17 protein-coding genes and 2 pseudogenes are annotated in these 22,263 nt (G+C 71.6%); 11 read left to right on the forward strand and 8 right to left on the reverse strand.

What is annotated here, in order from left to right; all coding sequences use genetic code 11:
• Nucleotides 1–627: 627 nt before the first annotated feature.
• From FH610_RS41685 to FH610_RS44975, 5 genes and pseudogenes are all read left to right on the forward strand, one after another.
• Nucleotides 628–2,727, forward strand: coding sequence for a S8 family peptidase (locus tag FH610_RS41685; protein WP_139580766.1), 2,100 nt, complete (start codon nt 628–630; stop codon nt 2,725–2,727).
• A gap of 416 nt (nt 2,728–3,143) precedes the next feature.
• A complete protein-coding gene (locus FH610_RS41690; protein ID WP_139580767.1) occupies nt 3,144–6,740 on the forward strand; it encodes a WD40 repeat domain-containing serine/threonine protein kinase in 3,597 nt (1,198 codons plus the stop codon).
• A gap of 80 nt (nt 6,741–6,820) precedes the next feature.
• A pseudogene (locus FH610_RS44965) lies at nt 6,821–7,264 on the forward strand (DUF4158 domain-containing protein); the annotation flags it as partial.
• Between the two features lie 262 nt (nt 7,265–7,526).
• Nucleotides 7,527–8,549, forward strand: a complete 1,023-nt coding sequence (locus tag FH610_RS44970; RefSeq protein ID WP_240809513.1) for a hypothetical protein — start codon at nt 7,527–7,529, stop codon at nt 8,547–8,549.
• A complete protein-coding gene (locus FH610_RS44975; protein ID WP_240809512.1) occupies nt 8,450–9,805 on the forward strand; it encodes a transposase in 1,356 nt (451 codons plus the stop codon). The genes FH610_RS44970 and FH610_RS44975 overlap by 100 nt, the downstream gene beginning before the upstream one ends.
• 305 nt (nt 9,806–10,110) lie before the next feature.
• Here the strand turns inward: FH610_RS44975 and FH610_RS41700 are convergent, their stop codons facing one another.
• Nucleotides 10,111–10,788 (reverse strand): TetR/AcrR family transcriptional regulator, encoded by a 678-nt coding sequence (locus FH610_RS41700; protein WP_139580768.1) that lies wholly within the window; start codon nt 10,786–10,788, stop codon nt 10,111–10,113.
• 144 nt (nt 10,789–10,932) lie between these two features.
• Here FH610_RS41700 and FH610_RS41705 point away from each other — a divergent pair, with 144 nt between their 5' ends.
• Both FH610_RS41705 and FH610_RS41710 read left to right on the forward strand, forming a co-directional pair.
• Nucleotides 10,933–11,691 (forward strand): SDR family NAD(P)-dependent oxidoreductase, encoded by a 759-nt coding sequence (locus FH610_RS41705; RefSeq protein WP_139580769.1) that lies wholly within the window; start codon nt 10,933–10,935, stop codon nt 11,689–11,691.
• Between the two features lie 443 nt (nt 11,692–12,134).
• On the forward strand, nt 12,135–13,004 hold the full coding sequence (locus tag FH610_RS41710) for a recombinase family protein (RefSeq protein WP_240809506.1): 870 nt from the start codon (nt 12,135–12,137) through the stop codon (nt 13,002–13,004).
• Nucleotides 13,005–13,110: 106 nt separating this feature from the next.
• Here the strand turns inward: FH610_RS41710 and FH610_RS41715 are convergent, their stop codons facing one another.
• The 6 genes from FH610_RS41715 to FH610_RS41740 are packed head-to-tail and all read right to left on the reverse strand — an operon-like array spanning nt 13,111 to nt 19,084.
• Complete coding sequence (locus FH610_RS41715) at nt 13,111–14,058, reverse strand: fumarylacetoacetate hydrolase family protein (protein ID WP_139580770.1); 948 nt, start codon at nt 14,056–14,058, stop codon at nt 13,111–13,113.
• Nucleotides 14,059–14,071: 13 nt separating this feature from the next.
• On the reverse strand, nt 14,072–15,007 hold the full coding sequence (locus FH610_RS41720; protein WP_139580771.1) for a VOC family protein: 936 nt from the start codon (nt 15,005–15,007) through the stop codon (nt 14,072–14,074).
• Between the two features lies 1 nt (nt 15,008).
• Entirely contained in the window at nt 15,009–16,031 is a 1,023-nt protein-coding gene (locus FH610_RS41725) for an amidohydrolase family protein (protein ID WP_240809508.1), read from the reverse strand.
• Nucleotides 16,028–17,149 carry an FAD-dependent monooxygenase gene (locus tag FH610_RS41730; RefSeq protein ID WP_139580772.1) on the reverse strand — a complete coding sequence of 374 codons (1,122 nt, stop codon included), beginning with the start codon at nt 17,147–17,149 and terminating at the stop codon, nt 16,028–16,030. Before FH610_RS41730 ends, FH610_RS41725 begins: the two co-directional genes overlap by 4 nt.
• A 7-nt stretch (nt 17,150–17,156) precedes the next feature.
• Nucleotides 17,157–18,101: a cyclase family protein gene (locus FH610_RS41735; protein WP_139580773.1), complete on the reverse strand. Its 945-nt coding sequence runs from the start codon at nt 18,099–18,101 to the stop codon at nt 17,157–17,159.
• Nucleotides 18,098–19,084: a fumarylacetoacetate hydrolase family protein gene (locus FH610_RS41740; RefSeq protein WP_240809509.1), complete on the reverse strand. Its 987-nt coding sequence runs from the start codon at nt 19,082–19,084 to the stop codon at nt 18,098–18,100. Before FH610_RS41740 ends, FH610_RS41735 begins: the two co-directional genes overlap by 4 nt.
• A gap of 106 nt (nt 19,085–19,190) precedes the next feature.
• Here FH610_RS41740 and FH610_RS41745 point away from each other — a divergent pair, with 106 nt between their 5' ends.
• The 3 genes and pseudogenes from FH610_RS41745 to FH610_RS41750 all read left to right on the forward strand — a co-directional run.
• Nucleotides 19,191–20,120 (forward strand): LysR family transcriptional regulator, encoded by a 930-nt coding sequence (locus tag FH610_RS41745; RefSeq protein ID WP_139580775.1) that lies wholly within the window; start codon nt 19,191–19,193, stop codon nt 20,118–20,120.
• Between the two features lie 91 nt (nt 20,121–20,211).
• Nucleotides 20,212–20,421: a hypothetical protein gene (locus FH610_RS44085; RefSeq protein ID WP_205826440.1), complete on the forward strand. Its 210-nt coding sequence runs from the start codon at nt 20,212–20,214 to the stop codon at nt 20,419–20,421.
• Between the two features lie 18 nt (nt 20,422–20,439).
• Nucleotides 20,440–20,967: pseudogene (locus FH610_RS41750) on the forward strand (MFS transporter); the annotation flags it as partial.
• A gap of 28 nt (nt 20,968–20,995) precedes the next feature.
• Here FH610_RS41750 and FH610_RS41755 read toward each other — a convergent pair.
• Nucleotides 20,996–21,583: a maleylpyruvate isomerase family mycothiol-dependent enzyme gene (locus FH610_RS41755; protein WP_139580776.1), complete on the reverse strand. Its 588-nt coding sequence runs from the start codon at nt 21,581–21,583 to the stop codon at nt 20,996–20,998.
• 284 nt (nt 21,584–21,867) lie between these two features.
• On the opposite strand from FH610_RS41755, the gene FH610_RS41760 reads away from it, so the two are divergent.
• Nucleotides 21,868–22,239: a cupin domain-containing protein gene (locus FH610_RS41760; RefSeq protein WP_139580777.1), complete on the forward strand. Its 372-nt coding sequence runs from the start codon at nt 21,868–21,870 to the stop codon at nt 22,237–22,239.
• Nucleotides 22,240–22,263: the final 24 nt, after the last annotated feature.

Consider the following 22,263-nt stretch of genomic DNA (forward strand, 5'->3'; position numbering starts at 1 on the left):
CGCGCTGAGCGCACCAGGTAATCAGCGGCGGCCAGCGGTCTGGTCATAGACGGCCGCCTCGCCGAGACCGGCCCGACAATCAGACCCACCTAAGCCACCCGGCGACATCACGAGTTCAACCACAGTAGGCGCCATGGTCGTGGGCGGCCTGACGGTCCAGGTCGCCATGCCGCAGCCGGACGACGAGCCGGCTTGGTCTTGTCGGTGTTTCCGGGTTCGCGTAACCCGCCATCGCCACCCCGCCGGGTGAAGTAGTAGAAGGTTCATGAAATAAAAATCTGTTACATCTCTTTCACGCATTGTTCGGCAGGTTGAAATCTCCGCTTGTTTCGCGGTGGATAACGCGCTTCGCTTCCTTGTGGTGACACCCTGTGGCCCTCTACACCAGGGGCAACGAAGAAAACAATATCGACAGATGTGATCGAAGCCACATGTCTGCGCATGTCTGTCGATCTCGTCGTCCTGCGGGGCCGATCATCACGGAAACCGCTTACATCGGCGTGCGGCGCGCCGACTTCATGATCACGGGCTCGATGAAATAACACGAATTCCGCACATTTCAGAATTGCGCGGAAAAACCTAGTCTGTTTCCCGTAGTGATCAACTCGACCACTTGGGAGACAACCCTTGCGGAGATCATCCCTGGCCGTCGTCGTCACGACGGCCGCCCTCCTCGGCCTGCCCGCCGTGTCCGCCGCGGCGCAGACCGGCCCCTCAAGCCCCTCGAGCCCCTCTGCCCCCTCCGGTCCTTCCGCGGCGTCGGGAGCCGCCGCGGAAGGCGACCACACGGTCACCCTCGTCACCGGCGACACGGTGAAGGCGCACCTGGAGAACCACGACCTGCGCGTCCTGTCGGTCGAGCCGGGTGAGGGACGTACGGGCATCACCTTCGCGGTCACCGACCGCGGCGATCAGGTGTCGGTGGTCCCGTCGGACGCGGCCCCCCTCATCCGGGCCAACCGGCTCGACCCCCAGCTCTTCGAGGTGGGCACGCTGATCGCGGACGGCTACGACGACGCGCGTAGCCAGACCATCCCGGTCCTGACCACCTACCCCAAGAGCACCACCAGCCAGAACGCCGAGCGGGCCGACGCCGCGCTCGGTTCGGCGGCCAAGCGCCGGCGCGCCTTCCCCCGCCTGGGTGTCAGCGCGTTCGCCGTCGGCAAGAAGTCAGCCCCCGACGGCTGGCGCGGCCTGACCGGCGGCTCGGCCGCGCCGAGCACCCTGCGCGGCGGTGTCACCAAGCTGTGGCTGGACGGCAAGGTGTCGGCCGGCCTCGACCAGAGCGTCCCGCACATCGGCGCGCCGACCGCGTGGGCGAGCGGATACGACGGAACCGGCGTCAAGGTCGCGGTGCTGGACACCGGATATGACACCGACCACCCCGACCTGCAGGGCAAGGTCGTCGCCTCCGCCGACTTCACCGGCAACGCGAACGGCGTCGAGGACGGCAATTCGCACGGCACCCACGTCGCCTCGACCGTCGCCGGGTCCGGCGCCGCCTCGGGCGGGCTGTACAAGGGGGTCGCCCCGGGCGCGAGCCTGGTCGTCGGCAAGGTCCTCGGCGACGACAGCTGGGGCACCAGTTCCGCGATCATCGCGGGCATGGAATGGGCGGTCGGAGAGGAGGGCGCGAAGATCGTCAGCATGAGCATCCAGAGCGACCCGGTCTACACCGACCACCCCGTCGCCGCGGCGATCAACACCCTGACCTCGCAGTACGACGCGCTGTTCGTGGTCTGCTCGGGCAACTACGGCCCCGGCACGTCCACCATCAGCTCCATCGGCGTCGCCCAGTCGGCGCTGACCGTGGGTGCGGTGGACCTGACGGACACCGTGGCGGGCTTCTCCAGCCGCGGCCCCGTCGGCACCCAGGGCCTGAAGCCCGACATGACCGGGCCGGGGGTGGACATCACCGCGGCCGTGCCCGGTGGTGGCTACGGCACGATGAGCGGATGCTCGATGGCCACCCCGCACGTCGCGGGCACGGCCGCGCTCGTCAAGCAGCGGCACCCCGCCTGGGGCGCGCAGCGGCTGAAGGACGCCCTGATGGGCACGGCCGCGGCCGCCGCCGGGTCCACCCCCTACACGTACGGCACCGGGCGGGTCGACGCGGCCCGTGCGGTGAGCCAGCAGGTCACCGCGAACCCGCCGAGCGCCGCCCTGTCGGTCACCGCCGCCCAGCCCACGGCCACGCAGACCGTGACCTACACCAACGACTCCGCGACCCCGGTCACGCTCAACCTGGCCGTGTCGGCCACCGACTCCACCGGCAGCGCGTCCGCCCCGTCCGGCCTGTTCACCCTGAGCGGCAACCAGGTGACGGTGCCGGCCAACGGCACCGCGCAGGTCACCGTCACCCTGCACCAGGTCAACAGCACCACCAGCGTGTACGGGGGTGTGCTGACCGCCACCGCGACCGGCGGCGCGTCGCTGCGCACCGCGCTCGGCGCGAGCATCGAGGTGCCCTCCACCACGACCACCGTCCGCGTCCACTACAACCCGGGCGCGGGCAACAGGATCGTTCTCCGCGGTGACGCACCCCTGAGCTGGACCGCCGGCCAGGACTGCGTCAGCAAGGCGGCCGACCTGTGGGAGTGCGGGGTGAACGTCCCCGTGGGGCAGCAGTTCTTCTACAAGCCCCTGGTCAACGACAGCCTCTGGTCCACCGGCTCCAACTACTACGGCGTCGGCGGACAGACCTACGACATCTATCCCACCTTCTGAACGTTCGCATCAGCGCCCTGCCGGCCGCGGCCGGCAGGGCGTTCGCGCGTCACGGGTCCGGGTCGCCCGATGCGTCGGAGATGGACTCGACCTTGGGGTGCGCGGGGGATCGGCCGCTGTATCGCATTCTGATTCTGATGTCGCCCTCACCGTGACGCGCCACTTCCTTCAGACCGAGTCGCTGATAGAGGGCGTGCGCGCGGTGGTTGGCCGCCAGCACGTCCAGGATCAGGTCCTGCCCTCGCCGACCGGTCTGGTTCAGCAGCTCGCTGATGAGGCGGGTGCCGTCCCGGCACCCGCATGATGGAGCGGGCGCCGGGACCGCCCGCCCCGCACCGTGAGTCGTGGGCAGAACTTCTCCGCCCCGACCGGTGTCCAATCGCTCGTACCGGTCACGTGACGGAGGGAGTGGTCGCATGGCCGCAGCGTCCGCCCTGCTCCCCGGCGACCCGCCGCGCCTGGGGGACTTCTGGCTCGCCGGGCGTCTCGGCGCGGGCGGCCAGGGAGTCGTGTACGAGGCCTACGATCCCGACGGCGTCCGCGTCGCCGTCAAGGTCCTCCACGGCGACACGGCGAGCGATCCCGGCCTGCGGTCGCGCTTCGGCAAGGAGGCCATGGCGGCACGTCGTGTCGCCTCCTTCTGCACGGCCCGGGTTCTCGCCGTCGACCTCGTAGGGCCCAAGCCGTACATCGTCAGCGAGTACGTCGAGGGCCCCAGCCTGCGCCAGGCGATCGCGTCCGGCCGCCGGTTCCGGGGGGACGAGCTGCACCGCCTGGCGACGGGCGTCGCGACCGCGCTGGCGGCCATCCACGACGCCGGCGTCATCCACCGCGATCTCAAGCCCGACAACGTCCTGCTCGGGCCCGACGGCCCGCGGGTCATCGACTTCGGCATCGCCAGGACGCTGGAGATGTCCCTCACCGCGAGCGGGCTCGTGACCGGCACGCCCACCTACATGGCGCCGGAGGTCTTCATGGGCGGGCGCGCCGGAGCCCCGGCCGACGTCTTCTCCTGGGGAGCCGTCGTCCTGTACGCCGCGATCGGCGACGACCCCTTCCGGGCGGAGAGCCTCGGTGCGGTCATGCATCGCGTGCTGGCCACCGACCCCGATCTCGATGTGCTGCCCGGCTCGCTGCGCTCGCTCGTCGAGGCCGCTCTCAGCAAGGATCCGCTCGAGCGGCCCGCGGCGCGGGACCTGCTCCTCGGCCTGATCGCCGGCGCCGGCGGGGCTCCCGCCGATCTGCTCAGGGCGGGCAGCGCCGCGGCCGGACGGCTGGCTCTCGACACGACCTCGGATCCCGGGCTCGGAATGCTCGCCGAAGACGCCTACGGGTTGCTCGGCGAGTCCGAGCGTGCCCTGGTGCCCGACGTCTTCCTCCGGATGGTGACCGCGAGCGAGGGCGGAGCGCTCTCACTACGACCGCTCCCGCGCGACGAGTTGTTCGGCGGCAGGTCCCCTGACGAGGCGGCGGCTCTCGACCGGATCCTCGGCGTCTTCGCCTACCTGCTCACCAGGCGGGACGGCGACATCGTCCTCGCCCGGCCCGGCCTGCTGCGCGCCTGGCCCCGGCTGCGCAGGTGGGTGGACGACGAGCGCGGCGGCCTGGCCGTACACGGGATGGTCCGTACGGCGGCCCGGCAGTGGGACGGCCACGGACGACGCGAGGGCGACGTGCTGCAAGGCGGTCGGCTGGAGTCCGCCATGCACTGGGCCGCCGCCGGACGCCGGCATCTCACGCTGAGCCCGCTGGAACGCGACTTCCTCGACGCGTGCGAGGCGGCCACCCGCCGCCGCCTCCGCCGGCGGCGGCTGCTCACCACCGTCCTCGCCGTCCTGCTCGCCGTGTCCGTGGCGGCCGGTGCGACGGCCGTACGGCAGAGCGGGGTCGTCGCCGAGCAACGCGACCACGCTCTCGCCGGCCAGGCCGCGACCGAGGCCGACGGCATGCGGACGTCGGACCCGGTGCGGGCGATGCTGCTCGGCGTCGCCTCCTGGCGGCTCGCCCACACGCCGCAGACCCGGTCCGCGCTGCAGAACGCCTGGTCCCAGCGTGAGCGCACGGTCTTCACCGATCCTCAGCCCGCCGGCGAGTCCGTACGGATGATCACTGCCGATGGGCGCAGACTCTTCCGCGTGTCCCCCCGGGGTGTCCGGATCTACGACCTCAGGAGCGGGAAGCCGGTCGGCGGATGGGACGGCCTCGGCTTCCGGACCGGGGACACACTGCTGGACGCGGCGCTCAGCGCGAGCGGCAGGATCCTCGCTGTGGCGTCCGGCCGGACGGACGGCCCGCCGACCGATGTCCGCGCGTGGGACACGACGACCGGCAGGCCGACCGGCAAGGTGTTCGCACTGGACCCCGGCGCGCCGTTCAACGGCCTGGAGGCCGGGGCCGTCGACCGTTACCTGCAGGTCCACCAGGGTGACGGCACCGCGCTGTGGGACATCCGCACCGGCGCGTTCTACTCCTCGCGATCCGGGGTCATGGACGCGTCCTTCGGCCCGTCGGGCGACCTGGTGGCGTTCGCGGACCTTCTCGGCGGGTTCCACCTGTGGCGCCTGCCGGGCGGCCGGCCGGTGACCCACTGGCACGAGAAGGACGCCTGCACGGGCTCCGCCCGGTCCATCGCGATCAGCCCGGACGGTCACACCCTGGCCTGCGCCACGACATCGGGCATCTTCCTGATCGACCTCAGGACCGGACGGCTGCTCCCGGCTCAGCCGGGCCCGGGCGGCGGCCGGGTCCTCTTCAGCCCGGACGGGCGGCTCCTCGTGGTCCATGGCGAGCACGAGTTCCAGCTCGTGGAGGTCGCGACGGGGAACACGCTGCTGACCTACCGGGCGGACGCGGAGGGATTCGGCTTCGACGGCGCCGCCCTGCGCTACCTGGCCGACGACACGGTCGTGACACTGGACATCTCCGATCTCCTCACCCGTAGGCGGCTGCCGGGGGGCACGCCCGATGCCGCGCTGTACAGCCCCGACGGCCGGCTCCTGGTGACGCACGAGTCCGCGGCTCGTGATCTGGTGCTGTGGGACGCCGCGCGGCTGCGCCCCTCCGGCCCGCCGATCCGGCTGATGGAAGCGGACGCGCCGATGCTGTCGCTCGCGTTCAGCGGCGACGGGCGCCTCCTCGCCTTCGCGGACGGCATGGGCGCCAATGTCATCCGCGTGTGGGACACGACGCGGCACGTCGAGACGCGTCGCATCACCCTCGCCGGGGACTGGTACGCGCGGGGCCTGGCCATGAACGCCGACGGAAGCCTCCTCGTCGTGCCGGCCGAAACCCCCGAACAGGACGGGACGCAGGAGCAGCACCACCGGTTGCTCGTCCGGGACCTGCGGCAGAACCGGTGGATCAAGACGATCGACGTGAACAGCGAGATGCAGGCCGTCTTCCGCCCCGGAAGCGCGATGGTCGCCCCGTTCGATTCGAGGGCCAACCGCCTCATCGACCTGTCCACCGGCCGCCAGGTCGGGCCGGCGACGACCTCCGGGACCACCGGCACGAACGCGGTCCGCATCATGGCGGCGGGGTTCAGCCCGGACGGCCGGACCCTCGCGATCGAAGACGCCTCCGGCCGCCTGACCTTCTGGGACCTGGCCACGGGCCGCAGACGCGGCCCGGTCCTCAGGGACGCCGGCACCGAGGCGATCTCCAGCCTGGTGTTCTCGCCGGTGGGCGACGCGGCCGCCACCGTATCGGTGGACGGGACCGTCCAGCTCTGGGACGTCGCGACGCCCGCCAAGCTCGGGAGGCCGACGCTCGGCACAGGCGCCGACCTGGTGGCCGCCGCCGCCTTCGCCTCCGGCGGCCGTGTCCTGCGCGTGCTGGACGACGCCGGGGTGGTGCGTGAGGTCACGGTCGATCCCGTCGCCCTGGTCGCCACCGTATGTTCCCGTGCGGGTCGCACGCTGACGGAGGCCGAGTGGGCCCGCTACCTCCCCGGCGCGCCGTACCGGCCCTGGTGTCCTAGCTCAGACACCAGCCGCAAAGTAGGTCGCGGGTAGCCGGAGGCGTCCCGTTTCCCTGCCTGGGGCGCCGTCGTTGGTCTGATCGAGTGATCTCGGCCAGGGCCAAGGGGGCGGGCGTGCGGCAAGAGTGGTCGCCAGAGGAGCTGTTGGCGAACTGGACGCTGGTAGACAGCGACTGGGACCTGGTGGCGAACAAGAGCGGGCCGACCCGGCTCGGCTTCAGCCTGTTGCTGAAGTTCTTCGAGTTGGAGGGCCGGTTCCCCGACGTGCTGGAAGAGGTCCCGCCGGCCGCGGTGGAGTACGTCGCCGATGTGGTGAAGGTCCCGGCGGCCGACTTTGCGAAGTACACGCTGGTCGGCCGGACTGCCGAGTACCACCGCAAGCAGATCCGGGAGACCCTGGGTTTCCGCCCGTCGACGGTCGCCGACGAGAGGGCGCTGGTCGAGTGGCTGGCGCAGGAGGTCTGCCCGGTAGAGCTGGTGGAGGACCGGCAGCGTGCGGCCCTGCTAGTGGAGTGCCGGGCGCGGAAGGTCGAGCCGCCGGGCCGGATCCGGGTCGAGAAGGTGCTGGTTGCGGCGCGGGGCCAGTGGGAGAGGGCGTTCTGCGCCCGCACGATCGGCCGGTTGGGCGAGGCGGGCACGGCCCGGCTGCTGTCCCTGGTGGCCGAGGACGACGAGGCAGGCATTGCCCTGCTGGCCGCGCTCAAGCGCGACCCGGGCGCGGTCGGCCTGGACTCGCTGCTGACGGAGATCACCAAGCTCAACGACGTGCGCAGGCTCGGGCTGCCCGAGGGGGCTGTTCGCGGACTGCTCGGAGAAGCTGGTGGCCGCGTGGCGGGCGCGGGCGATCAAGATGTACCCCTCGGACTTCCGCCACACGGCGCAGGATGTACGGGTCACCCTGCTCGCGGCGTTGTGTGCCTCCCGGCAGGCGGAGATCACCGACGCCCTGGTCGACCTGCTGGTCGCCCTGGTCCACAAGATCAACGCCCGTGCCGAGCGGCGGGTGGAGAAGCAGCTGACGGCCGAGCTGAAGAAGGTCCGCGGCAAGGAGGGCATCCTGTTCAAGCCGGCGACGGCCGCTGTCGACAAGCCCGACGAGGTCGTACGCCGGGCCCTGTTCCCGGTGGTCGGGGAGAAGACGCTGCGCGAACTGGTGGCCGAGGCGAAGGCGAACGAGAAGGTCTTCAAAGCCAAGGTCCGCACCACCCTGCGGTCCTCCTACAGCTCCTACTACCGGCAGATGCTGCCCCCACTGCTGGCCACCCTGGGTTTCCGGTGCAACAACACCGCCTACCGGCCGGTGATGGACGCGATGAGGCTGCTGAAGAAGTACGCCGACGTCGACGGCAAGACCCGCTTCTACGACGCCGCGGACGCCGCGCCGATGGACGGCGTGGTGCGCAAGGACTGGCGCGAGGCGGTCGTGGACGAGCGGGGCCGGGTCGAGCGCATCCCGTACGAGCTGTGCGTCCTGGTGGCGCTGCGGGACGCGGTCCGCCGCCGGGAGATCCACATCGAAGGCGCGGCGCGCTGGCGCAACCCGGAGGACGACCTGCCCGGCGACTTCGAGGCCACCCGGGCCGTGCACTACGCCGCGATCCGCCGGCCGCTGAACCCGAGGGCGTTCATCGCGGACCTGAAGCGGCGCATGACCGCGGGCCTGGACCGGCTCTCGGCCTCGCTCGCGGACGGCTCGGCAGGCGGGGTGAAGGTGACTACCCGCAAGGGCGAGCCCTGGATCACGTGCCCAAGCTGGAGCCGCTGGACGAGCCCACCGGACTTGCGGCCCTCAAGGACGAGGTCGCGCGCCGCTGGGGCGTGCTGGACCTGCTGGACGTGCTGAAGAACGCCGACTTCCTCACCGGCTTCACCGCCGAGTTCTCCTCGGTCGCCGCCTACGAGCGCATCGACCGCGCCACCTTGCAGCGGCGCCTGCTACTGGCCCTGTTCGCCCTGGGCACCAACATGGGCATCCGGGCGATCGTGGCGACCGGCGAGCACGGCGAGAGTGAGGCCGCCCTGCGGCACGTGCGCCGGCACTTCATCACCGTCGACAACCTCCGCGCGGCCGTCACCCGGCTGGTGAACGGCACGTTCGCCGCCCGGGACGCCGGATGGTGGGGGCAGGGCACCGCGTGCGCGTCGCACTCGAAGAAGTTCGGGGCCTGGTCCAGCAACTTCATGACCGAGTACCACGCCCGCTACGGCGGCAACGGCGTGATGATCTACTGGCACGTCGAGAAGAAGAACGTCTGCATCTACTCCCAGCTCAAGTCCTGTTCCTCCTCCGAGGTTGCGGCGATGATCGAGGGCCTGCTGCGGCACTGCACGGAGGCCGAGATCGAGTCGAACTACGTCGACACCCACGGCGCCTCGGTGGTCGGGTTCGCCTTCACCGAGCTGCTCAACTTCCGTCTGCTGCCCCGGTTGAAGAACATCGGCGGCATCCGCCTGTACCGCCCGGATGACACCCCGTCCGGCTGGCCGGCGCTCGGCGCCTCGCTGACGAGGCCGATCCGCTGGGACCTGATCGAGCAGCAGTATGACCAGATGGTCAAGTACGCCACCGCGCTCCGGCTGGGGACGGCGGAGGCGGAGCAGGTGCTGCGGCGCTTCACCCGCGGCGGCCCCAAGCACCCCACCTACCAGGCTCTCGAAGAGCTGGGCCGCGCCGTGCGCACGATCTTCGCGTGCGACTACCTCGCCGACCCCGGCCTGCGCCGCGAGATCCACGGCGGGCTCCAGGTGGTGGAGAACTGGAACAGCGCGAACACCGTGCTGCACTACGGCAAGGACGGCGCCTTGACCGGCCCGGACAAGGAGCACGCCGAGACATCCATGCTCGCCCTGCACCTGCTCCAGTCTGCGCTCGTCCACGTCAACACGCTGCTGCTGGAGCGGGTCCTGGCCGAACCGGCATGGGCGAAGAGGCTGAGTGTCGAGGACCGGCGCGGCCTGACCGCCCTGTTCTGGTCTCACGTCAACCCGTACGGCACCTTCCGCCTGGACATGGACAAGCAGCTCGACTTCGGTCCGTCGGCAGCCGCACCCCGGCCTCGCACACCGTCCGCCGTACCGGAGCGGTCGGCCAGCCGCTGACTGACCGCGGCGTTCGGGCCGCTCTCCGCGCCGATGCCTGCTCACGGCCGCCGAGGGCAGCCCGGTGCTCTGGGGTGTGCCGGCCGTGATGCCGGGGCCGCTTCCGCGACCACTTCCAAAGCCTCTTCCACCCGGGCCCCGTTGCGGACCGCATTTTCCCTTGCCAGAGCCCGTTTCCGCCCTGACTACTCCCTGGAGTCGCGCGCGGGGGAGGGTGCCAGAACGGTGTCGTTGGCCGGGGATGTTGGGCTGCCGTCATTGCCGTCCGGGGGATGGAGGGGCCGGGCGTGGTTCGCGACGGGGCGTCAGGGCGCGGCGGTGCGGACCAAGGCGCCGGCGAGGAGGGTGGCGAGGATGTCGGTGAGGGTGGGGGAGAAGTCCATGCGCAGCACTTCGAGGCCGGGGTCGGCCTCGTAGGCGGCGAGCAGCGCGGAGGAGGGGCGGGCGTGGAGGTAGACCGAGCCGGTGACCATGACGATCTGCGCGCTGAGAGTCGAGGCGGCCTCGCCCAGTTCGGGCAGGTGGGCGCGCAGCAGGTCGGCCGTGGCCTCGACGTTGCCGAGCGCGGTCCGCTTCCACTCGCCGGCCACCTGGGCGGAGACGTTGCGCTCCAGGACGGCGGCCTGGGCGCTGAACAGGTCGCACATCACCGGCCGTTCGCTCAGTGAGTGCGCCAGCGCGGCGGCGACCTGGCGGCCGCGGGTCTGGGCGGGGCCGGTGGCGTCGACGGCGCGCGCCAGCAGGTCGGGCAGGTCGGCGATCCACTGCTTCCAGGCGCGGTCCAGCAGCTCCAGCAGGATCGCCTCGCGGGAGTCGAAGTAGCGCAGGACGTTGGACTTGGCCAGCCCGACACGCCGGCTCAGTTCGTTGAGGGTGATGGCGCCGACCGGCATCTCGGCGAGCATGCCGGTCGCGGTGTCCAGGATCGCCCGCCGGCGCAGCTCGCGCTGCTCCTGGTTGCGGGCGCGTTGGAAGGTGGTCATGCCCCCAGTCTACAGACCGCCGGTCTATTGACATCAGACCATCGGTCCGTTAAATTCCCCCTCAAGAGACCGGCGGTCCGTTAGGGGTTGCCGGCTCGGACGCCGGCCCCCTGGATCCGGCGCCCCCACACCAAGGAGACCACCATGAACACCGACACCAAGGTTGCGGTCATCACCGGCGGCGCGACCGGCATCGGCAAGGAGACCGCCCGGCTGCTGGTCGCCGACGGCGTCCACGTCGTCCTCAGCGGACGGCGCGAGAGCGTCGGCAGGCAGGCCGTCGCCGACCTGACCCGAAACGGCGGCAGCGCCTCGTTCCTGGTCGCCGACATGGACGAGCCAGACAGCGTCACCGCCCTGTTCGACTCCGTCCTGGCCGACTTCGGCCGCCTGGACTACGCGGTCAACAACGCCGGCCTCGCCCACGAGACCGCGGCCCTGGCCGACGCCGACCCCGTCAAGCTCCAGCAGATGCTCTCCACCAACGTGACGGGTCTGTTCCTGTGCCTGCAGCGGGAAATCCGCGAGATGCTCGCCAGCGGCCGCGGCGGCGCGATCGTCAACCTCGCCTCGATCGCCGGACTCAACGGCATCCCCTACAGCGGCCCGTACGCGGCCACCAAGCACGCCGTCGTCGGCCTGACCAAGACCGCCGGCATCGAGTACTCCTCGAAGGGCGTGCGCGTCAACGCGGTCGCCCCCGGTGCGATCAAGACCGACATCATCGCCCGCGCGATCACCCTGGGCCAGTACGACGAGGAGACCATCACCGCGATGCACCCCATGGGCCGCATGGGCCTCCCCTCGGAGATCGCCGAGGGCATCCACTGGCTCCTGTCGGACAAGGCATCCTTCGTCGCCGGCGCGGTGCTGAACATCGACGGCGGCTTCCAGGCCAAGTGACCGGGCTACGCTGCCGCGACGGGCTGTACCGCCCGGCGGATGAGCAGCGACACCACGCCGGCCCGCCCCCTCCGGGGGCGGGCCGGCGTGGCACGAGCGCGCGGCCGTCAGCCTCGCCATCCGGAGTGACGCCACCCAATGGGCGGCACCACCCGGCGGCCAAAGCGTGTTGATCCAGGCATGGCCGATCAGATCGTCGCCGCAGCCTTCCCGGCCACACCGACCTGGCCCGGTGCTCCCGAAGGTACGGCGAAGTGACAAGTAGCCCTGCGTAGCCATGGTGACGCTCGGTCACTGTGGTGAGTCGCGGCCCCGGGCTCGCGTTCCATAGACGGTCGCTCATGAAACACCCGATCGCCCGGCTGTCCACCTGTGGCGATCATGTTTCATGAGTTGTTGCAAACGGCTGGACTCCTGAAACACCCTCGAAACGATCCGGGGTCGTGAGCGACGACTTCAAGCGCGTGGAAGCACACCCCTGCCCGATGTCCAGCTGCGCCGCCCCCGCAGGCTCCCCCTGCCGAACCGGCAAGGGCAAGGTGGCCATCCAGTACCACACCGCCCGCTTCCGCCTCATGCCCCAACTCGCCAAGGTGCTGAGCGTGCCGACCCCGGCCGTGCGCAAGCCTGGGGCGGCGTGGACGCAGCTGCCCCGGCCGGTGAGCTCCGGCGCCGAACCGGTCGGGCACGTCCGCCTCGGCTACGCCCGCGCCTCCACCGCCCGGCAGTCCCTCGACGCGCAACTCGACTCCCTCGCAGAGGCCGGGGTGACCCGGGTCTTCTCGGAGAAGATCTCCACCCGCGCCACCAAACGGCCCGAGCTGGAGGCCGCCGTGAAGCTCGCCGGGGAAATCCGCTCCTCCGGCGTCGCCGTGACCCTCGTCGTCCATGAGCACAAGCGGCTCGGCCGCGGCATCGAACTCGCCATGCTCGCCGAGGAACTGAAGGCGGGCGACGTTGGGCTGGAGTTCCTCACCGGGGAGTTGAAGGGCTCCCACGATCCGTCCGGGATCGTGTTCACCGTGCTCGCCGCGATGTCCGGGACGGAGCGCGAGTACATCCGCGACCGCACCCTCGAAGGCCACGAGTCCGCCCGGAAACGCGGCAAGACCATCGGCGGCGCGGGCGTCACCGACGAGTCGATGCTGTCCATGGCCCTGCACCTGCGCGAGCGGGAGATGAGCCTGCGCGACATCGCGAAGCGGCTCGTCATCACCACCGGAGCGAAGAAGGGACAGCACCCCTCGCCCGCCACCGTCATGCGGATGCTCCGCGAGCACGACGAGCAGGCCGCCGCAGCGGCGAGCACCTGATCCCCGGCCACTTTGCGGCTGGCGTCTGAGCTAGGACACCAGGGCCGTACCAGGACGTCTGCTCCACCTGACCGGACCGCACCTGCCACCGCCCCACGCTCGCGAGTCAGGGGCGGCTCCGGGGCCGCACGCGGGCAGGAGGGATGGGCAGGGGTTCGGCGCCGGCGATGACGGTGTTGCGCACGGCGCCGATGCCCTCGACGGTCAGCTCGACCACGTCGCCCGGCCGGAGCGGGGGCGGATCCTGGCGGCCCCGCAGGCCCCACAGCTCGGCGAGGCATCCGCCGTTGCCGCAGGTGCCCGAGCCGAGCACGTCGCCGGGGCGCACCCAGGTGCCGCGCGAGGCGTAGGCGACCAGCTCCTCGAACGGCCAGCTCATGTTCGACAGCAGGTCGCGGCCGACCTCGGCGCCGTTCACCGACGCGGTCAGCGCCAGGCGCAGGAAGCCGTCGCCGTCCCGGTACGGCTCCAGCTCGTCGGTGGTGACCAGCCACGGACCGAGGGTGGTCGCGGTGTCCTTGCCCTTCGCCGGGCCGAGGTTGACCCGCATCTCGCGGCTCTGCAGGTCGCGGGCCGACCAGTCGTTCATGATCAGGTAACCGGCGATGTGGTCGCGGGCCGACTCCGGGGTGAGGTCGCGGCCCTCACGGCCGATCACGGCGGCGACCTCCAGCTCGAAGTCGAACGCCCGGCAGCCGGGCGGCAGCGGCACGTCGTCGTACGGTCCGGCGACGGCGTAGGGGTTGGTGAAGTAGAACGCGGGAGCCTCGTACCAGGCGTCGGGCACCCCGCTGCCGCCGTCCACGCTCCTGCGCACGCCCTCGACGTGCTCCTCGAATGCGACGAAGTCCCGCACGGTGGGCGGCTCGAACGGCGCACGGAGGCGGACGTCGTCCAGCGGGATCGGGTCTCCGGCGAGGCTCGGCGCCTCGTGGAGGCGGCCGTCCACGAGAAGGTCGAGCAGGCCCAGTCCCTCGGGTAACGGCAGGACGGATCCGGCGTCCACTACTCCGGCAAGCACGCGCCCATGATGGGTGAATGTGGCGATTCGCATCCGACGGCCCTCGTCAGACCGGCGGCGCGACGAACACGCCGCGGTCGACGTCGTTGAAGGACTCCTTGGCCACCAGTTCGTTCATGGGGTTGGCAGTGCCCCACTGGTCGGTGACCTCGGGCTGGGAGAAGTCGTAGACGTGCGGGTGCCAGGCGTCCTCGTCCAGCTCCTCCAACTCGGTCGTGTACTCGACGGTGTTGCCGTGCGGGTCGAGGAAGTAGGAGAAGGTGTTGTCGCCCGCCAGGTGCCGGCCGGGCCCCCAGATCATCCGGACTCCGGCGCGCAGCAGACGGCCGGTGCCGTACATGTACTCGTCCAGGCCGCGCATCTCGAAGCTGATGTGGTGCAGGGAGGCGTGCGGGCCCCGGGCGATGGCCATGCTGTGGTGCTGCGGGTTGCACCGCATGAAGTGCATGACCTGCCCCATGTGGGGGGAGGCGAGCGTGTCGGACAGCGCGAAGCCCAGGTGAGTCTCGTACCAGTCGCGGGTCGCGTCGATGTCGGGGGAGTTCAGCACGACGTGCGACAGCCGCACGGGGACCGACTCCTTGGGCTCCAGCCTGCGGTGGGCCCGCACGGCGACGTCGGCGGAGACCTCGATGGTGCGGCCGTCGAGGTCGAAGAACCGGAAGCCGTACCCGCCGCCGGGGGTGGCGAGCGGGCCCGGCTCGCCGACGAGCGTGACCCCCGCGGCGCCCAGCCGCCCGGCGAGAGCGTCCACGTCGGCGGGTGTGGCCGCGCCGAAGGAGACCAGGTCGAGCCGCTTCTCCTCGGACTCGCGCAGCCGGATGACGTACTGCTCGGGCGAGCCCTCGGCGGCCAGGAAGCTGATGCCGGTGTCACCGGCGACCTCGGTGAGGCCCCAGACCCCGGAGTAGAACGCGCGCTGCTTGTCGTAGTCGGGCACGGCGAGGTCCACGTGCCGCAGATGGGTGATCAAACGTGACATGTCAGTCCTTGAGATCGAACAGATGGAGGGCGTTGCCGCCGCGGACGGCGTCGAAGGCGTCCCGGGCCGGCAGCGCGGCGCGTAGCCGGTCGAGCGGGTCCTCGACGCCCATGTCGAAGGGGTGGTCGGAGCCGAGCACGACCCGGTCCGGCCCGGCGGCCTCGACCAGCGCGCGCAGCGCCGCGGGCTCGTAGACGAGGGAGTCGAACCAGATCCGCCGCAGGTAGGCGCTGGGCGGCTCGGCGCAGCCCCGCGCCTCGGGCCGCACGCGCCAGCCGTGGTCGGCCCGGCCCGTGTAGGCGGGCAGGTAGCCGCCGCCGTGCGCGGCCAGCAGCCTCAGGTCCGGATGCCGGTCGAGCACGCCGGAGAAGATGAGGTGGGACAGCGCGACGGCGTTCTCCGCCGGCTGGCCGACGATGTTGGACAGATACCAGCGGTCCAGCCGCTCGTCCAGTGTGCAGCCGAACGGGTGGAGGAAGACGACCGCGCCGGTCGCTGCCGCGTGCGCCCAGAACGGCTCGTACGCCGGGTCGGACAGCTCACGCCCTGTGCCCTTTTCACGCCCTCCGCCATCGCCGGGCGCGTGCGAGGAGATCTCCACGCCCTTCAGCCCGAGGCCGAGCGCGTGGTCCAGCGCCTCCACCATGAGCTCGGGGTGCTGGAGCGGGACCAGGCCGAGGCCGTACAGCCGCCCGGGGGCCTGCGCGCAGTGCGCGGCGGTGCGCTCGTTCGCCAGCCGCCACACCGTACGCGCCAGATCGGGGTCGGCCCAGTAGTGGTAGTGCGACGGGGACGGGCTGACGATCTGCACGTCCACCGCGGCGCGGTCCATGTCGGCCAGCCGTGCCGGCACCTGGGTGAGCCTCGCGAGACGCTCGGAGATCATGCGCCCGGAGACCTCCAGGGACGCGGGGCCGTTGCGGCGCGCGTCCAGCTCCCGGTGCGCGGCGTGGCCGGGCCGCCCGGCGACGGCCTGCTCGATCTCCGGCAGCAGCACGTGCGCGTGCACGTCGACGGTGATCACGGGCGCTCGGCCACCAGCGCGCTCATGCGCGCCATCAGCCCGGGCAGGTCCGCGTTCGGCACGGGGTTCAGCTGCCAGTCGGCGAGCTGCAGGGACGCCTCGACCACCGCCTTCGCCCGTTCGTGACGGCGGTCCATGTACGCGTCGAACAGCGACTGGTCGAGCCGGTCGGCGGCGAGCAGCAGCTCGGCCAGGACGGCGGCGTCCTCCAGGCACTGGGCCGCGCCCTGGGCGAGGGTGGGCGGGCAGGCGTGCGCGGCGTCGCCGATCAGCACGACCCGGCCGCGGTTCCAGGGCCGGTCCACCAGCAGCGACTCGAACCAGGTGTAGTTGATGCGGTCCGGGTCGGTGATGTCCTCGCGGATCTCGGTCCAGGCCCCGCCGTATCCCTCGGCGAGCTCCCGCATGTGCGCGACCTTGTCCCCGACCGCCTCCCGGGGCCTGGCCTTCTCCACCAGGTAGGCGTACATGGAGTCCGGGCCGGTCGGGCAGTATCCGGCGATGAAGCAGGGGCCGCCGTAGACGAGGTCGGTGCGCTCGACTCCGGCGGGGCGGCGGGTGTGCACGCGCCAGATCCCCATGCCGGTCGGCTGCGGGGCGACGTCGATCCCGATCAGCCCGCGCACCGCCGAGCGGATGCCGTCGGCGCCCACCACCAGGTCGTACGTGCCGGTGGTGCCGTCGGACAGCCGCACCTCCACCTGGTCGCCGGTGTCGGTCAGCGCCTCGGCGGTCACCCCGAACCTGGTCCGCGCCCCGGCCTCGCGTACGGCGTCGGCGAGGATGGCGGCCAGCTCGGGGCGGTTCATGCCGACAGTGGCCGGCAGGCCGGTGCCACCGGTGCGGGCGTCGGGGACCTCCGCGAGGAGCGAGCCGTCCGGGGCGCGCAGCCCGACCGAGTCGAACGGGAAGCCCGCCGCGCTGACCCGGTCCCACAGCCCGAGGTCGTGCAGCACCCGCAGGGCGTTGCCCTGCAAGGTGATGCCCGAGCCGAGCGCGGTGGTCCCGGGCTGGATCTCCGCGATGTCCACGGTGACACCGGCGCGGGCGAGCGGCATCGCCAGGGCCGATCCGGCGGTGCCGCCGCCGACGATGAGGACGTTGCCTACTGCTGGCATGGGGGTCCTATTTGATCGCTAGGGGGTTGACGGGGGAGCCGACCGCGCCCGTGATCGGGAGCGGCGCGGCGGCGAGGAAGAACTCGTACACGCCGTCGTCGGCGCAGTGCGCGGCGAGCGCGTCCAGGTCCCACATCTCGCCGACGAGCAGGCCGATGTGCGGGATGACCACCTGGTGCAGCGGCTGGAAGGCGCCCTCGAACTCGTTGGGGCGCACCTCGAAGCCCCACGTGTCGGTGGCGACGGCGGCGATCTCGGTGCGGTGCAGCCAGCCGGCGCTCCAGAACGACAGGCCGGGGGCGGGGCCGCCGGCGTAGTCGCCCCAGCCCTCCCTCCTGACGCGGCTCAGCTGCCCGGTGCGCACGCACACGATGTCACCGCGGCCGACCGCGACGCCGTGCGCCTCGGCCGTGGCGTTCAGGTGCTCCTCGGTGATGGCGAAACCGTCCGGCAGCTCCCCGCCGCCGAACACGCGCCCCACGTCCAGCAGCACGCCGCGCCCGGCGACCGGCGCGGCCATGTGCTCGATGCCGGTGACCTGGTCGCCCTCACCGGTGACGACCCGGTCGGCGGGCCGGCCGTTCCAGGCCCTGCCGTGGTCGAAGATGTGACCGAGGCCGTCCCACTGGGTGGAGCACTGCAGCGGCATCGCGATCACGTCGTCCGCGCCGCCGAACCCGTGCGGGAACCCCTGGTCGCCGTGGACCGCGTCCATCCCGGTGTCCAGCATCGTGTGCACCGGGTTGGTGCGGCGGCGCCAGCCCTTCTGCGGGCCGTTCATGTCGAACCGCTGGGCCAGCGAGAACGACACACCGGTGCGGGCGCACGCCGCACCCTGGCGGCGCTTGGTCTCGTCGATGAAGTTGATCGTGCCGAGCACGTCGCCGCCGCCCCAGCGGCCCCAGTTGGAGTATTCCGCCGCGGCCGCGGCGATCGCGTCCTCCGGTGTCATGCCGTCTCGCTCACGCAGCGGTTGCGCTGGACGCCCAGCCCGGTGATCGCGCCCTCCATCACGTCGCCCGGCCGCAGCAGCCGGCCCCAGTGCATGCCGTTGCCGGCCGGGCTGCCGGTGAGCACCAGGTCGCCGGGCAGCAGTTCGACGGTCTGCGAGGCGTACGACACCAGCCGCGCCACGTCGAAGATCATATCCTTGGTGGTCTCGTCCTGCATGACCTTCCCGTTGAGCCGGAGCGTCACGCGCAGGTTCCCGGGGTCGCCGGCGAAGGCGGCCGGCACCAGGTAGGGCCCGAGCGGGGTGAACGTCGGTGCGTTCTTGGCCCGCAGCCAGTCGGTGCCGATCTCCGGCATGTCGCGGCGGAACACCACCTCGCGGGCGGTGACGTCGTTGGCGATCGTGTACGCGGCGACGTGCTCCAGGGCGTGCTCGGCGGGCACCCGGAAGGCCGGGCGCCCGATCACCGCCGCCAGCTCCAGCTCCCAGTCGGGCTTCGTGCACCAGGCCGGGATGACCACGTCGTCGTACGGGCCGGTCACCGAGGAGGGCAGGCCGATGAACACATACGGCTGGTCCTCGGCCGCGCGGCGGTCCATCATCGCGGCGGTCTCGGCCCGCACCTGTTCGGCGGGCCGGCCGTTCGCGGGCTCGTGCGCCACCGCCAAGTCGATCACGTGGGTGCGGTAGTTGGCGCCGGACTGCAGGATCTGCCGGGGCTCGACCGGGGCGTGCACCCGCAGGTCCGCCAGCGGCAGCCGCTCTCCGGGCGTCCCGGCGGCTTGCCGAAGCAGTGGCAGGATGTCGTCCCAGCGTTCCAGCAGCGCCCGCGTGCTGTCGTACGCCTGGAGCCCCGCGACGGTGCGCAGGTCCAGGACGTGATCGCCGGTGACCAGGCCGGGGAAGGCCGCGCCGCTCCCGAAGGCGCCGGCGGAGAAGGTGCCGAGCGCGAACGGGCCGGCAAGGGGCGGGGATGTTTCCACGAGGTTTCCTCCCGGTGGGGTGCCCTTAACCTTGGACCTGACGCAACGATTTGGGAAATCGATTCTTCGGATCTGTTCGATCCATGCCATGGATAGTGAGGGAGCCGTGAACCTCGAGAGGCTCGACCTCAACCTGCTGGTCGCCCTGTGCGCCCTGCTGGAGGAGCGCAACGTGACCCGGGCGGGCGCGAGGATCGGGCTGAGCCAGCCCGCGACGAGCGCCGCCCTGGCGAGGCTCCGCCGCCACTTCGGCGACGAACTGCTGGTCAGGCAGGGCAACCGCTATGAGCTGACGCCCCTCGGCACCGCGCTGCGCGCCCCGGCCGCGAACGCCTACGCGATGCTGGAGCGGCTGTTCACCAGCCGCGCGGACTTCCATCCGGCGACCGAGCGGCACGAGTTCACCCTGCTGTCGTCCGACTACGCGATCGCGGTCTTCGGCGCGGAGCTCGCCCGCGTCCTGCACGCCGAGGCGCCCGGCGTACGGCTGCACTTCCTCCCCGCGTCGCCCGGCATCGTGGAGAACGCCGACTCCGAACTCGGCGGGGTGGACGGGATGCTGATGCCGCACGGCGTGATCAGCGACTTCCCGGCGGTGGAGCTGTACCGCGACGAGTGGGTCTGCCTGATCTCCGCCGACAACCCCGAGGTGGGGGAGCGGCTCACGATGGACGACCTGGCCCGGCTGCCGTGGGTGGTCTACCAGCGGCCGTTCGACGCCCCGGTGGCCCGCCAGATGTCCATGCTCGGGCTGGAGCCGCACGTGGACGTGTCCGTGCACAGCTTCCAGCTCCTGCCGAGCCTGGTGGCGGGCACCCGCAGGATCGCGCTGATCCAGCGGCGCCTGGCCTGCCTGCTGCGCGACCTCGCCCCGGTGCGCACGCTGCCCTGCCCGTTCCCGGCCGTGCCGCTGCAGGAGGCCCTGTGGTGGCACCCCGTCCACACGCACGACGCCGCCCACATCTGGCTGCGCGAGACCGCCGCCCGGGTGGGCGCCGGCCTGCCCGCGCTGCCCGGCCATCCACCGGGTGGATGACGACCATCGGCACTTTCCGTCTTCCGCGCACCGCGCCGGATGTCTGACAGTGATGCCTGCCACATCCCCGCGACATCCAGCGAGGCCCCGTATGTCCCCATCGGTCTCCGCCACGCGGGCGGGTCTGCCCCAGCTCATCGTGCTGCTCGCCGGGAGCTGCATGCCCGTGCTCGGGGCCGTCCTGCTCTTCCCGGTCCTGCCCCGCATGAGCGAGCACTTCGCCGCCACCCCGGGCGCCGCCGTCCTGGTCCGCGGTCGTCCTGACCGTTCCCGCGCTGTTCGCCCGCACCGTGTTTATTGATCGCGGGCGCCCTTCGCCGGCGCCATCGCCGACAGGTTCGACCGCAAGCGGCTGCTGATCGTCACCATGGTCGCCTACTCGGTCTGCGGCCCCGCGCCGCTCTACCTGGACTCGCTCCAGGCCGTCCTGGTCAGCCGGGTGCTCGTCGGCGTGTGCGAGGCGGCCATCATGACCTGCTGCACCACCCTGATCGCCGACTACTGGTCCGGGCCGCGCCGCGCCCGCTACCTCGGCATGCAGACTCTCGCCACCACCGTCGCCGCGACCGTCTTCTTCGCGCTCGGCGGCCTGCTCGGCGCCGGCGGCTGGCGCACGCCCTTCCGGATGTACGCCGCCGCCGCGCTCATCGCGATCCCCATGGCGTTCCTACTGTGGCAGCCCGCCGCCTCCCGCCACGAGGAGCGGCAGTCCTGGCCCTGGCGCGCTCTCGCCGTGCCCTCCCTGGTGACGGTCGGCGGAGGCGTCGTCTTCTACACGCTGATCGTGCAGCTGTCGTACGTGCTGGACGGGGCGGGGGTCGCCGACACCGCCACCACCGCGCGGTAGCGCCGGGGTCACCGACCGGCGAGCGAGGTCAGGGGACGTGCGGGCACCGCTCCGGCCAGAACGGGTCGCGGCCGATGAAACCCAACAGTTTGGCCTGGGTATCCGCATCGCCGGGCACCTCGACCCGGGCGCCGAACTGGCCGGAGGAGCGGATGACCTGCTCCATCTGCTCCATCTCGGCGAGGAGTCGAGCGCAGAAGCCGGAGTCCAGCCGGTCGTCCTGGCCGGTGGCTCTGGACAGGTCCCAGGTGTGCATGAACACATCGGCGGTGTAGAACCGGTCGATCGCGGTCGCCAGAGGCAGGCTGCCGATGTGCGGATTGGCGAGTTCCCGGTGCGCCGTCTCCGGATCGTCCAGCACCGCCTGCACACCGTCACAGTGCACCTGCCACGCGGCGGCCGGGTTCTCGTCCGCCGACGGGCCGCAGGGCAGTTCGATGCCGGCGCCGGCGGCGAGGAACCCGGGGAACCATTCGGTCAGGTGGCGGACGACATCGCGGGCGGCCCAGCCGGCGACGGGGGAGGGCACGTCCCACGACCTGGTTCCGCGTACCCGTTCGGTGAACAATCCGGCGACCTGCCGGTGCCGCTCGGCCGGACGGTCAGACAGCGTCATCGACGAGCATCCTCTCCAGCTTCGCGTAACCCTCGTCGACACCGACCTTAGTCACGAGTCATCCGGATGACCGGCAGTCGCGGGTCGGCCTCGATGGCTGTCTCCGTGATACGGATGAACGGGCGACCGTCAGGGGGCGGCGCTCGACGTCGCCGCCTGCGCCGATATCATCCACGCGGCCCTCGCCTGACCGCACCGGCAGGACGGACGCGGGGCCTGGCCGGAGGCTCCGTGAGAACGACGAGGCCCGGCCGTACGCTTCCGACGATGGGACCTGATCGACGATGAACCGGCACGACAAATCGTTCACCGGTGCCCCGCGCGTGGTGCGGGCGGCGGCTCTGGCCGACGCCGACCTCGAGCCGGCCCCGCTCGACCCCGCCCAGGTCGTGTCCGGGACCCCCGAGGTCCGTCACCTGGAGCTGGCGTCGGGCACGGACCTGGCGGTGGGCGTGTGGCAGCACGGTTCGGGCGTGAGCACCGACACCGAGGCGGACGAGGTCTTCGTCGTGCTCGGCGGCAGCGCGACGATCGAGGTCGAGGGCGGGCCGGTGCTCGACGTCGGCCCCGGCGACGTCGTCCTGATGCCCGGCGGCGCGTGCACCGTGTGGACCGTGCACGAGACGCTCCGCAAGGTGTACGTCGTGCGGCCCTGACCACCTCACCAGGTTCGCGTCGGC

Source organism: Microbispora catharanthi (genome assembly GCF_006334915.2).
Classification (GTDB): domain Bacteria; phylum Actinomycetota; class Actinomycetes; order Streptosporangiales; family Streptosporangiaceae; genus Microbispora; species Microbispora catharanthi.